Here is an 11982-nt window from a genome sequence, read left to right as displayed (position 1 = left end):
TTCGGTAGGTGAGCTTATGTTGGAGGTGCGCAGGCTCCGGGTGCTCGCCGAATTCGCCGCGCGGGGCACGGTCGCGGCGGCCGCCGAGGCACTGCATCTGACCGGCCCGGCGGTCTCCCAGCAGCTCGCGGCGCTGGAGCGGGAGACCGGGCTCGTTCTGCTGGAGAAGCAGGGCCGCACCCTGCGGCTGACCGGCGCCGGGCAGCGGCTGGTCGACCATGCGCAGGTGGTACTGGGGCATCTCGCCGCCGCCGAGTCGGACCTGGCCGCGCTGCGCCGGGGCGAACGCGGTCGGGTGCGCATCGCCGCGTTCCCGTCGGTGGCGCGGGCCGTGCTGCCGGGGCTGTGGCCGGACCCGGCCGGTCCCGCCGATCCCGAGGCCCCGCTGATCGAGCTGGTCGAGCACGAGCCCGACCAGGCCGAGGCCGCGCTCGGCCGGCGCGAGGTGGACCTCGCGGTCACCCACTCCTACAGCCTGCTGCCCCGCCCGCTCCCTGCGGGCTGTGAGCGCCGGGACCTGTTCGAGGAGCCGGTGTTCCTGGTCCTGCACCCGGCCGAGGCAGCCGACCGCGGCCTGGCACCCGGTGCGACCGCCGACCTCTCCGCCTTCGCGGACGCGCCCTGGCTGCTGCCCGGCGCCGACACCGCCTGCCACGAGATGGCCGGGCGGGCCTGCGGGGCCGCCGGGTTCGTACCCCGCCCGGTCGCGGTCGCCGGCGACTTCGCCGTGCTGTGCGCGCTGGCGGCCCGCCGTGCCGGTGTCGCGCTGGTCCCCCGGCTCGCCCTGCCCGACCCCGGCGCGCCGGGCCTGAGCGTGCATCCGCTGCGGGTGCCGGTACGGCGCAGCGTCCACGCCGTCCACCGGACCGGGACGGGCGGGCACCCGGGCACCCGCCACGTCCTGGCCCGCCTCGCCGAACTGGCGCCGCCCAGCGCCTGATCAGCGCCTTCGCAGCCGCAGGGTCATCAGCTCGAACGGCCGCAGCCGTACGGTGATCCGCTCGCCGTCCCGCACCGGCGGCTCCCCGTCGCCGCCCGGCCGCTCCAGCAGGTCCGTCACGGTGACGTCCGCGACGGTGAAACCGGCCGTCAGGGTCGCCCGGGCCCGGGCGCCGTGGGCCTCGTGGAAGCGGATCACCACATCCCCGCTGCCGTCGTCGGCGAGCTTCACGGCCGTGACCACGACCGCCTCGTTGTCGACCGTCACCAGCGGGGCGACCTCACCGGCACCGGTCGTGCGCCGCTCGGGCAGGTTGATCCGCCAGCCCTCGCGGACGGCATCCGCGATCCGGGCGCCGGGGACCAGCGCGTGCCGGAAACGGTGGACGCCCTGGTCGGTCTCCGGGTCGGGGAAGCGCGGGGCGCGCAGCAGGGACACCCGGACCGTGGTGGTCGTACCGCGGTCGCCGTCGGTGCGGACCGTGCGGGTCACGTCGTGGCCGTACGTCGAGTCGTTGACGACGGCGACGCCCCAGTCGGGTTCCGCCAGATGCACGAAACGGTGGTTGCAGGCCTCGAACTTGGCCGCCTCCCAAGAGGTGTTGGTGTGTGTGGGCCGGTGGAAGTGACCGAACTGGGTTTCCGAGGCGCACCGTTCGGCGTGCAGGTCGAGCGGGAAGGCCAGCTTCAGGAACTTCTCCGTCTCGTGCCAGTCGACCTCGGTGTCCAGCACCAGGCGCCGCTCCCCCGGCGGCAGCGTCAGCACCTGGGTGACGCGGGAGGCGCCGAAGGACCGTACGATCCGCACCGAGGCGCCGTCCTCGCCCGCCGTCACCGCGTCGGCATCCGTGAGGTCGGTGACCGTGTTCCGGTAGAACTTGTCCACGTCCCAGGCGTCCCACATGTTCGGGAAGTCGGGGTGGAGCTGGAGGAGGTTCGCGGCGGTTCCGGAGGCGATCGTCTCGCGGTCGGCCTCGATGTCGTGGGCGGAGACGACCAGGCCCCGGGCGTCGATCCCGATCCGCAGCAGGCCGTTGTCCAGGAGGTACCCGCCGTCCGGGCGGTCGGTGAGCGTGGTCGCGCCGTCCGTCCGCGGCGTCGCCGCGCCTCCGGCCGGAACACCGGCGTGCGGGTGCGGGGCGGCGTTGAACACGAGGGGCGTCTCCCCCTCGCCCGCGAGCGCGCGCTGCGCGGCCTCGATGATCCCGTTCAGCTCGGTGGCGATCCGCTCGTACGTCGCCCGCGCCTCCTGGTGCACCCAGGCGATGGACGAGCCGGGCAGGATGTCGTGGAACTGGTGCAGCAGGACCGTCTTCCAGATCCGGTCCAACTCCTCGTAGGGATAAGGGAATCCGGTGCGCACGGCTGCCGTGGCTGCCCAGAGTTCGGCCTCGCGCAGCAGGTGTTCGCTGCGGCGGTTGCCCTGCTTGGTCCTGGCCTGGCTGGTGAGGGTGGCCCGGTGCAGCTCCAGGTACAACTCGCCGACCCAGACCGGCGGTTCGGGGTACTCGGCCTCGGCCTTCTCGAAGAACGCCCGGGGCGTCTCCCAGACGACGGTCGCCGATCCTTCGAGGTCGCGCAGCCGGGCTGCCTTGGCGACCATCTCGCGGGTCGTGCCGCCGCCGCCGTCGCCCCAGCCACTGGGCGCGAGGGAATGCCGGGCCCTGCCCTTGTCCTTGAAGTTCCGTGCCGCGTGGGCGATCTCGCTGCCCTTCATCGAGCAGTTGTAGGTGTCGACGGGGGGGAAGTGCGTGAAGATCCGCGTGCCGTCGATGCCCTCCCACTGGAAGGTGTGGTGCGGGAACTTGTTCGTCTGCGACCACGAGATCTTCTGCGTCAGCAGCCACCGGGAACCGGCCGCCTTGATGATCTGCGGCAGCCCGGCGGCGAAGCCGAAGGTGTCCGGCAGCCACGCCTCCTCGTTCTCGATGCCGAACTCGTCCAGGAAGAACCGCTTGCCGTGCACGAACTGACGGGCCATCGCCTCCGACCCCGGCATGTTGGTGTCCGACTCCACCCACATCCCGCCGGCGGGCACGAACCGCCCCTCCGCCACCGCCTTCTTCACCCGCGCCCACACCTCGGGCCGGTGCTCCTTGACCCACGCCCACTGCTGCGCCTGCGACATGGCGAAGACGAACTCCGGCTCGTCCTCGATGAGCGCGGTCATGTTGGACGTCGTACGGGCCACCTTGCGCACCGTCTCGCGCAGCGGCCACAGCCAGGCGGAGTCGATGTGCGCGTGCCCGACGGCGCTGATCCGGTGCGCGGACGGCACGGCCGGGGCGGCCAGTACGTCGGTGAGCTGCGAACGGGCCCGGTCCGCCGTGCCGCCCACGTCCTGCAGGTCGACGGCGTCGAGGGCCCGGTCGACGGCGCGCAGGATGTCCCAGCGGCGCGCGGAGTCCGCGGGCAGCTCGGCCATCAGCTCGCCGAGGACCTCCAGGTCCAGCACCAGCTGCCACACGGACTCGTCGAACACGGCGAGGTCCATGCGGGTGAGCGTGTACTGCGGCTCGTGCCCGGCGGTGTCCTTGTCGCCGAGATGGGTGGGCCGGAAGGGGTGGTAGTCGAGGATGACCGGGTTGGAGGCGGCCTCGATGTGCAGGCGCACCTCCTCCCCACCCTCGACGGGCGCGCCGATGCGCACCCACTGGTTGCGCGGGTTGAGGCCCTTCACCGGGGTGCCGTCGGGCCGGTAGACCAGGCCCTCGCACTGGAAGCCGGGCATGTTCTCGTCAAAACCAAGGTCGAGCAGGGCCTCGACGGTCCGGCCCGCCCAGGCTTCCGGCACGGTCCCGGTCACCCGGAACCAGCTGGTGCCCCACGGAGCACCCCACCGGGCGCCCACCTCGATCGGCACGGGCTCGGCCGCCAGTCCCTCCGCGACCGGCACCGGCTCCCCCGGCGCGTGCCAGACCGCGACCTGCAGCGGCACGGACTCGGGGTACACGGCGGGACGGATGCGTTCGTCGAGGACGCGCCGGAGGCGGGCTTCGACCAGCTTGCGGTCGTCATGCATGCGGGGTGCTCCCTGCTGGGGTTCCGGGTGACTACCAGGTGTGGGTGACGGTCACGGGAGGCGAGGCGTTGTACAGCTCCCCCACCGAGCGCAGTTCGAATCGTGCGGCGGTCTCTCCCTGCGCGGGTTGCAGGCCGGCCACGTAGAAGGCGCGCTGGCAGGTGCCGCCGAGGAAGCGGCGGGTGCCGTCGGGCAGGAGGCGGTGCAGCTCGTAGTGGCGCACGGGGCCGGCAGCGGCGCTCCAGGCGAAGCGCAGGTCGCCCCCGGAGGCGGCGGTGATCCGCAGGTCGGCGGGTGCGGCGGGGGTCGGGGCGGTGTCGCGTACGGCGAGGCCGCCCAGCCGCCAGCGCACCGGGCCGCCGCCGGGCACGGTGAGGCGGACGCCGAGGGCGTGGACCGTGCCGGACAGCCCGGTGAGCCGTACGGTCGACGTCTGCCAGCTGTTGTCCGAGTCCACAGCCGGACCTCTCTCGGTGCGGACCGAGTTCACCGGCAGATACCTGTACGGCGGTGTCGCACCGGCACCGCCCGGCTCGGCGGTGGCCACGGCCAGCTCGACGTTCACGCTGCCGGCGTCCGTCCGGTGGGTCAGCTCGACGACCGTGTCCACGGCGATCGGCAGCCGGGTCGCATACAGGTCCACCACGGCTGGTTGATCCAGTTCACCGGCGGCCAGCACGCTGCTGCCGCCCCGCCACGCGTCCGCGAAGTCGAAGGAGACCGCCGGCCGCTGCCCCGCCGTCCGGACGACCCACCGCCGGGACGGCAGCCGGTCTTGCAGCCCGAGGTGGTTCCAGGCCGCGTCCGAGGTGACGACCCCGTCCTCGTACCAGCGCAGCCCGTGACCGGTGTTGAACACGCTCGCGAACGGCACGGAGGAAACCGTCGACCGGTCCCCCACCGACACCGCCGGCGCCCGCCACGGATCGGTCCCGTCCGGCCGCGCCGGATCGAGCGACCGCCCGGTCCAGAACCGGTCGTCCGCCGCGTGGAAGTCTCCCGGGGTTCGCCGGCCGGAGGGCAGGTGGTTGCGGGTCCACTCGGGCCGGTAGAAGCCGATCGAGGTGACGTGTGGCTTCCCCGTCGGCACCATCGCGTCCCAGTTCACCGACGAGTCGGACCCGTTCGACTCGACGTCGACGCCCGCCCACAACTCGTAGCGATTGCGGCCCAGTTGCCCGGCCTTGGTCCCCGAGGACGCGAGCGTGGCCGCACTCCACCGGAAGTCGACGAACATGTCGTCGGCGTTCTGGAAGAAGGCCTGGTTCTGGCTGTTCAGCGCGCCCTGCCAGCTGACCGTCCCGTTCACGGTCATCGCGTCGTACCAGGTCACCCGCTGCCCCTTGGCCGCGGCGAGCGCCTTCAGTTCCTTCATGAACCCGAGCATCGCGGTGCCGAGCGCGCTGTTCCCGCCGCCCGTCTCGGCGTTCACGAACCAGCCGTCGAAGCCGTAGGCCGCCGCCACCGCGACGAGTTGCGCGGCGAGCGGACAGTGCCCGGAGGAATCCTTCTGCACGAGGTCGCGGGTCCACTGGAGCCGGCCGCCGTAGGCGGTGGGCGGCAGGAAGATGTTTCCGAGGACGGGGACGCCGTGCCGGTGGGCCGCGTCCACGACCGGCGCGTTCGGCGCCAGGATCAGCCCCTCGCCCGCCGAGCCGCCCCAGAACACCAGCTCGTCCAGGTAGGCCCAGTGGGTGAGGGCGTAGTAGTCGGCGGTCGCCGATCCCTGGGACGGGTTGCTGGAGGTCGGTCCGAACGAGACCAGGGACTGGATGCGGGCCTGGCCCGAGCGTGCGGTGGTGTTGGCCGGCGTCGGGGTGAAGCGGGCGGCGAGCGGCACGGACGCGGCGTTGAAGGCGAGGTCGGGGTCGTCGGCCGCGCGCCAGGCCTTCAGACTGCGCCAGGTGATGCCGGGGCCCGGGCTGCCGGAGGGGAAGGAGTCCGGGTACCAGTACGAGGCGTACGGCGGGGTGGCGGCGGCCTTGGGACGGGTGACAGCAAGGGCGGGCGTGGGCAACAGGGCCGCGGCCGCGCCGGCGATGAGGACGGTGCGTCTGGTGGGGTTCACGAGCAAGTGCCTCCTTGTGGGGTGGGGAGAACCTGGTCGGGAGTGACGACTTCGGTGATGCCGCGCGCGGCGAGGTGTTCCTTGTCGTCCGCGCGGGTGTCCAGGACGGTGGTGGGGCGGGCCCCGTCGGCGACGAGCCGGAAGAAGGCGTCGAAGACGGGTCCGCCGGGGGCGCAGCGGGAGCGGAGGGCCGGGTCGGCGGGCACGACGAGGGCGGTACTGCGTACGGCGGGGGCCGCAGGGTGTGCACGGGCCGCCTCGGCCAGGACACGAGCGATGTCCTTGGGCTGCCGGTCATGGGTGAACAGGCCGAGCCCGTACTCGAGTTCGGGGAAATCGGCCAGATCGCGGGAGACATCGTACGAGCACCACCAGGTGATGCCCCACAGATCCGGGCAGTCCAGAACGTTGCCGACGGTCGCCTCGGCGAAGGCGGCCGCGTGCTCTGCGGGCACGAGAGGCGCGGGTGCCCCGACCTCCTGGAGCCACACCGGCCGGTGCGGTTCCTCGGCCCAGGCCTTGCCCAGCTCGACCAGGTAGGCGGCGTGGTGCTCGGCCGGTACGGAGGTGCGGCCATGGCGCTGGGCGGTGCCGTTGAACACCCAGGAGTGCACCGCGGTGACGTCGCCCAGGCGGGCCGAGTGGCCGGGCGTGAAGGGCTGGTCGTCCTGGTACCAGGCGGCGTCGTACGAGGCGTGCAGATGCAGCCGGTCCGGGGCGCCCTCGGTACAGGCTGCGAGCATCCGGGTCAGCCAGCGCTCGGCGTCGTCGGCCGTGATCCGGTCGGGGTCGGGGTGGGGTCCGGCGGCGAACTGGTTGACCTCGTTGCCGATGGTCATGCCGATGAAGCCCGGCCGGTCGGCGAGGGCTGCGGCCAGGGTGCGCAGGTAGGCGGCCTGGCCGTCGACCACGTCCGGGTCGGTGAAGAGGTTGCGCCGGTGCCAGGTGCGGGTCCAGGCGGGCAGGAAGTCGAAGCTGCTCAAGTGGCCCTGCAAGCCGTCGACGTTGACGTCCAGGCCGCGTTCGGCGGCCGCGTCGACCAGTCGTACCAGGTCCTCCACGGCGCGCGGGCGGATCAGGGTGCGGTTCGGCTGGAAGTAGGGCCACAGCGGGAAGACACGGATGTGGTCCAGGCCGAGGGCGGCGATCGCGTCGAGGTCGGCGCGTACGGAGTCGAGGTCGAAGTCGAGCCAGTGGTGGAACCACCCTTCGCTGGGCGTGTAGTTGACGCCGAAGCGCACGGCAGGAGGCATGCGGTGTGTCCTTGCGGGGGTACGGGACTCAGCGGGGGTACGGGACTCAGCGGGGGTACGGGACTCGGCCGGGGGGACTCAGCCCTTGACGGCGCCCTCGCCGACCCCGCGGAAGAAGTACCGCTGCAGGCAGGCGAAGAGGGCGATGAGCGGGGCCACGGCGATGACCGTGCCGGCGGCGACCAGGCGTTCGTCGTTCGCGAAGGTGCCGTGCAGATAGTTGAGGCCGATGGTCAGGGTGAACTTGTCCGGGTCGCTGAGCACGATCAGCGGCCACAGGAAGTCGTCCCAGGCGCCCATGAAGGCGAAGATCGCGACGACGGCGAGGGTGCCCTTCACGGACGGCACCGCGATGAGCAGGAACCGCTGCCAGACGTTGGCGCCGTCGACGTAGGCGGCCTCCTCGATCTCGTACGGCAGGTTCCGGAAGGCGTTGCGCATCAGCAGCACGTTCATCGCGCCGATCGAGCCGGGCAGCACGACCCCGATGAGCGTGTTGTTCAGGCCGAGTTCCCGCATGGTCGTGAACTGGGCGATGATGATGCCCTCCACGGGCACGAGCATCGCCAGCACGAAGACCAGCGTGGCCACGCGCCGGCCGCGGTAGCGCAGCCGAGCCAGGGCGTACCCGGCGAGTGCCGAGCCCACGCAGTTGGTCACCACACTCGCCCCGGCGACCTTCAGGGAGTTCAGGGCGTAGTCCCACACGGGGATGGTGTCCGCGACCCGCTCGTAGTTGTGCAGGGTGGGATGGCTGGGCAGGAACTTCGGCGGCGAGCTGAAGATGTCCTCGGTGGAGCCCTTGAGGGACGTGGACAGCTGCCAGAGGAAGGGGCCGACGGTGAGGGCCAGTACGGCGAGCAGCAGCACATAGCGCAGGACCAGTTCCCACACCCGGATGCGGCGGCCGTGCTCGTCGGTGACCCGCAGCTCACGCACCGCGGCCTCCTGGCGAGGCCGTACCTTCTCCGCCTCCAGGACGCTCATGACTCCTCCCTCCGGTCGGCGCGCAGGACGAGCAGCATCAGGGCGACGGTGACGACGAACACGACGACGGAGAGGGCGGAGGCGTAGCCGACGCGGCCGGTCAGGCCGGTGCCGGTGCGCTGGACGAGCATGACGAGCGTGGTGTCCTCACCGGCCGGGCCGCCGCTCGGGCCCGCCATCAGGTACACCTCGGAGAACACCTTGAACGCGGCGACCGAGGAGAGCGCGGCGACCAGCACCATGGTGGAGCGCACGGCGGGCACGGTGACGTCAAGAAAGCGGCGCACCGGTCCGGCGCCGTCCACGGCGGCGGCCTCGTGCAGCTCGCGGGGTACGTTCGCCAGCGCGGCCAGGTAAATGATCATGTAGTAGCCGAGGCCCTTCCACACCGTCACGGCCATGGCGCTCAGCAGGAGCAGCCACTGGTCGCTGAGGAACCCGACGCGTCCGATCCCGACCGTCTCCAGAAGGGAGTTGACCAGGCCGCGTTCGTCCAGCAGCCACACCCAGATCAGCCCGACGACCACGATGGAGGCGACGACCGGGGTGTAGAAGGCGGACCGGAAGAGGGTGATCCCGGGGATGTTCTTCTGCACCAGCAGCGCGAGCAGCAGCGGCAGGACCACCAGGGCCGGTACGACACCGACGATGTACAGCGTGCTGTTGCGCAGGCCGGTCCAGAACATGTCGTCGTGGAGCAGCTCGCGGAAGTTGGCGAGTCCGACGAAACGGCCCTGGATCAGGGTGCGGCGGTCGGTGAAGGAGTTCACCACGGTCGACACGAACGGGTACAGCACGAAGGCACCGATGACCAGCAGCCCGGGAGCTGCGAACAGCCAGGGGCTGGTGGGCAGTTGGCGTCGCACACGCATCACGCCGGCCATCCGCGTCAGCCCTGCTGCTTGAGCAGCTGGTCACAGGCCTTGACAGCGTTGTCGAGAGCCGTCTTGGGGCTCTCCTTGCCCTGGAGGGCCTTGGCGACCTCGTTGCGCAGCGCGGTCTTCATCTGCTCGCTGAACAGCACCGGCGTGTAGTTGACGGCGTTCTTCAGGGACTTGGCTGCGGCGATGCGGACGCGCGTCTCGTCGGTGCCGTCCTCCTTGGTGAAGTACGGGTCGTCGAGGGAGCCGGCGGTGCTCGGGAAGATGGCGACCTTCTTGGCGAAGGACATCTGGTTCTGCGCGTCGGTGACGAAGTGCGCGAAGGCGACCGCGGCCGGGGTGTGCTTGGTGCGGGAGTTGACCATGACGCCCATCACGTACATGTTGACGTGGCCGGTGCTGGTGATCTGGTCGGTGATGCCGATGTTCTTGTACAGGCCCGGCGCCTGCTTCTTGAAGTTGCCGAGGTCGAGCGCGCTGCCGGGGTTCATGGCGACGGCCTCGGTGAGGAACTTCTTCCCGGAGGACTCGGGGGTGGCGGTCAGCGCCTGCGGGTCGAGCGCCTTGGCGTCGTACAACTCCTTGTATTTGGTGAGCAGTTCGACTCCCTTGGCGTCGTTGAAGGCGAACCCGGTCCCTTCCTTGTTCATCAGCTGGACGCCGTAGCGCCCGAAGTCCTCGATGGTGGGCACATTGGCGAGCGTGGCGACCTTGCCGTCGCTCTTCTTCGCCATCTGCAGCGCGTCGGCGAAGAGTTCGTCGTACGTCCTCGGCGGTGTGCTGGGATCGAGTCCGGCCTTCTGGAACAGGGACTTGTTGTAGAAGAGCGGCCCGGTGTTCAGGTACCACGGGAAGGCGTACGTGCCGCTCAGTCCCGGCACCTGATGGCCGGCCCAGGCGCCGCCCAGGTACTCGGACTTGTACGTGCTCGCGGCCTTGTCGAGGTCGAGGGCGAGGCCGGCCTTGGCGAGCGGGGCGACCAGGTCCGGGGAGACGTTGACGACGTCGGGCAGGGTGCCGCCCGCCGCGTCGGCGCTGATCTTGTCGGGGTAGCCCTCGGCGGGCTGGTCGATCCACTTCACCTTGGTGCCGGGGTACTTGTGCTCGAAGTCCGCGATCAGGCCCTCGAAATACGGCTTGAAGTTGGCGCGCAGGTTCCAGGTCTGGAAGGTGATGTCGCCCTCGACCTTGCCCGAGGCGTCGGTCGAACCGCCGCCGTCCCCGCCCGAGCCGCAGGCGCTCAGCGGCAGGACGAGGGCGACGGCAGCGGCGGAGAAGGTTCTGCGGGAGATGCGCACGGCGGCTGGGCTCCTTTGCAGGGGGATGTGGCCGAAGGTGCCGGGCCAGACTGTGCACACCGTTTCCGGGACGCGTCAATGGATTCGGCTCAGCTAAAGTCATTAGTGACTCAAAACCCCTGCTCACAGCGGCGTGTTCGCCCTATTGCCGTCGATCACTAATGCGCTTTAGAGTCAGCGACTCAAGCGCATTAGCAGTTGGCCGGGACTGGACCGTACGGAATGGGGGGCCCAGCGTTGCCGGAGAAGCGATCACCCGCGCGCCGACCGACGATGAAGGACATCGCCCGGCGGGCCGGTGTCTCCGAGAGCGCGGTCTCCTTCGCCCTAAACGGCCGCCCCGGGGTCTCGGAGGCGACCCGCGCCCGGGTCCGCCGGGTCGCCGAGCAGCTCGGCTGGCGCCCCAGCACGGCGGCCCGCGCCCTGTCCGGCGAGGGAGCGGCCACGGTCGGCTTCGTCCTGGCCCGCCCCGCGGACACGCTGGGCGTCGACTCCTTCTTCCTGCAACTCGTCTCCGGCATCCAGGAAGTGCTCGCCGAGCGCCATCTGGGCCTCCTCTTCCAGGTGGCCGAGGACGTGGCCGACGAGTGCGCGGTCTACCGCCGCTGGTGGGCGGAGCACCGGGTGGACGGCGTCCTGGTGGTCGACCCGCGCGCCGAGGACCCGCGCCCCGACCTGCTGGACGAACTCGGCCTGCCGGCCGTGGTCATCGGCGGCGCCCCGGACGTACGTCACCCGGGCCTGTCCACGGTCTGGGCGGACGACGCGGGCGCGATGGCGTCCGTGGTGGAGGAACTGGCGACCCTCGGCCACCGCCGGATCGTGCACATCGCCGGACTTCCCGGCCTGGCGCACACTCAGCGCCGTATCGCCACCCTGCGCGCGGAGGCGGAGCGCCGCGGCCTCACCGAGGTCCGGTCGGTGACCACCGACTACTCCGACACGGAGGGCGCCGCGGTGACCCGCCGGGTGCTCGGCGGCCCCCCGCCGCCCACCGCGCTGATCTACGACAACGACGTGATGGCCGTGGCGGGCCTCGCGGCCGCGGCCGAACTCGGCTTCCGCGTCCCGCAGGACGTGTCGGTCGTGTCCTGGGAGGACTCGGCGCTGTGCCGCATGGTCACGCCCCGGCTGTCGGCGCTGTCCCGCGACAGCGCCGAGTTCGGCCGGACAGCGGCACGCGAGCTGATGGCCCTGCTGGACGGGGCCGCGGCACGGGCGGTGGGGGTGCCGGTACCGCGGCTGACGGGGCGCGGGAGTACGGGAGCGGTGTCCTCTCCCAGGGCCGACTGACCAGAACGACAGCGGACCTAGCTGTATTGATCACGAGCGTTGTTGACATTCGCGGGGCTTGATCATGGCGAAGACCTCCGGTGTGGTGGAGCTGTCTAGGACTGCACCGCACGGAGGTCTTCGTGTCCCACCGTAATGCCCGGCTGCCGTTCACGGCAGGCGGCTGCTGGTTGAGCGTGTCCGCGCCGGGCGCCCCGTCGCTCATGTGGCCGCCGAAATGGGCATCTCCCGTGCCACGGCC

General features: G+C 71.3%; 8 protein-coding genes and 1 pseudogene. 3 read left to right on the top strand and 6 right to left on the bottom strand.

Translation table 11 applies throughout. The annotated features are described in order from the left end of the window. The first annotated feature begins 16 nt into the window (after positions 1-16). Positions 17-940 carry a LysR substrate-binding domain-containing protein gene (locus ACZ5DS_RS37385; RefSeq protein ID WP_468247627.1) on the top strand — a complete coding sequence of 308 codons (924 nt, stop codon included), beginning with the start codon at positions 17-19 and terminating at the stop codon, positions 938-940. Here the strand turns inward: ACZ5DS_RS37385 and ACZ5DS_RS37380 are convergent, their stop codons facing one another. The 6 genes from ACZ5DS_RS37380 to ACZ5DS_RS37355 form a co-directional block, all read right to left on the bottom strand. After that, the gene (locus ACZ5DS_RS37380; RefSeq protein ID WP_468247625.1) at positions 941-3961 is read right to left on the bottom strand and encodes an alpha-mannosidase; all 3021 of its coding nucleotides are present in this window, start codon (positions 3959-3961) and stop codon (positions 941-943) included. Between the two features lie 31 nt (positions 3962-3992). Beyond that, a complete protein-coding gene (locus ACZ5DS_RS37375; protein WP_468247622.1) occupies positions 3993-6029 on the bottom strand; it encodes an endo-beta-N-acetylglucosaminidase in 2037 nt (678 codons plus the stop codon). Continuing rightward, positions 6026-7282 carry a glycoside hydrolase 5 family protein gene (locus ACZ5DS_RS37370; protein ID WP_468247620.1) on the bottom strand — a complete coding sequence of 419 codons (1257 nt, stop codon included), beginning with the start codon at positions 7280-7282 and terminating at the stop codon, positions 6026-6028. The genes ACZ5DS_RS37375 and ACZ5DS_RS37370 overlap by 4 nt, the downstream gene beginning before the upstream one ends. A gap of 78 nt (positions 7283-7360) precedes the next feature. Next, positions 7361-8269: a carbohydrate ABC transporter permease gene (locus tag ACZ5DS_RS37365; RefSeq protein ID WP_468247618.1), complete on the bottom strand. Its 909-nt coding sequence runs from the start codon at positions 8267-8269 to the stop codon at positions 7361-7363. Further along, positions 8266-9153, bottom strand: coding sequence for a carbohydrate ABC transporter permease (locus ACZ5DS_RS37360; RefSeq protein WP_468247615.1), 888 nt, complete (start codon positions 9151-9153; stop codon positions 8266-8268). Before ACZ5DS_RS37360 ends, ACZ5DS_RS37365 begins: the two co-directional genes overlap by 4 nt. A 5-nt stretch (positions 9154-9158) precedes the next feature. Then, entirely contained in the window at positions 9159-10448 is a 1290-nt protein-coding gene (locus tag ACZ5DS_RS37355; protein WP_468247613.1) for an ABC transporter substrate-binding protein, read from the bottom strand. 237 nt (positions 10449-10685) lie between these two features. On the opposite strand from ACZ5DS_RS37355, the gene ACZ5DS_RS37350 reads away from it, so the two are divergent. Both ACZ5DS_RS37350 and ACZ5DS_RS37345 read left to right on the top strand, forming a co-directional pair. Next, positions 10686-11741, top strand: coding sequence for a LacI family DNA-binding transcriptional regulator (locus tag ACZ5DS_RS37350; protein ID WP_468247610.1), 1056 nt, complete (start codon positions 10686-10688; stop codon positions 11739-11741). Positions 11742-11863: 122 nt separating this feature from the next. Next, positions 11864-11982 (top strand): annotated as a pseudogene (locus tag ACZ5DS_RS37345) (IS481 family transposase); the annotation flags it as partial.

The organism is Streptomyces sp. NPDC031100, from assembly GCF_055570785.1.
Note: the sequence above shows the minus strand (reverse complement) of the source record. Positions and strands in the feature narration are given on the sequence as shown.

Bases quoted from the DNA above. Each gene is read 5' to 3' on its own strand.
- ACZ5DS_RS37385 (WP_468247627.1), top strand. From the start codon at position 17: ATGTTGGAGGTGCGCAGGCTCCGGGTGCTCGCCGAATTCGCCGCGCGG.
- ACZ5DS_RS37380 (WP_468247625.1), bottom strand. From the start codon at position 3,961: ATGCATGACGACCGCAAGCTGGTCGAAGCCCGCCTCCGGCGCGTCCTC.
- ACZ5DS_RS37370 (WP_468247620.1), bottom strand. From the start codon at position 7,282: ATGCCTCCTGCCGTGCGCTTCGGCGTCAACTACACGCCCAGCGAAGGG.
- ACZ5DS_RS37365 (WP_468247618.1), bottom strand. From the start codon at position 8,269: ATGAGCGTCCTGGAGGCGGAGAAGGTACGGCCTCGCCAGGAGGCCGCG.
- ACZ5DS_RS37360 (WP_468247615.1), bottom strand. From the start codon at position 9,153: ATGGCCGGCGTGATGCGTGTGCGACGCCAACTGCCCACCAGCCCCTGG.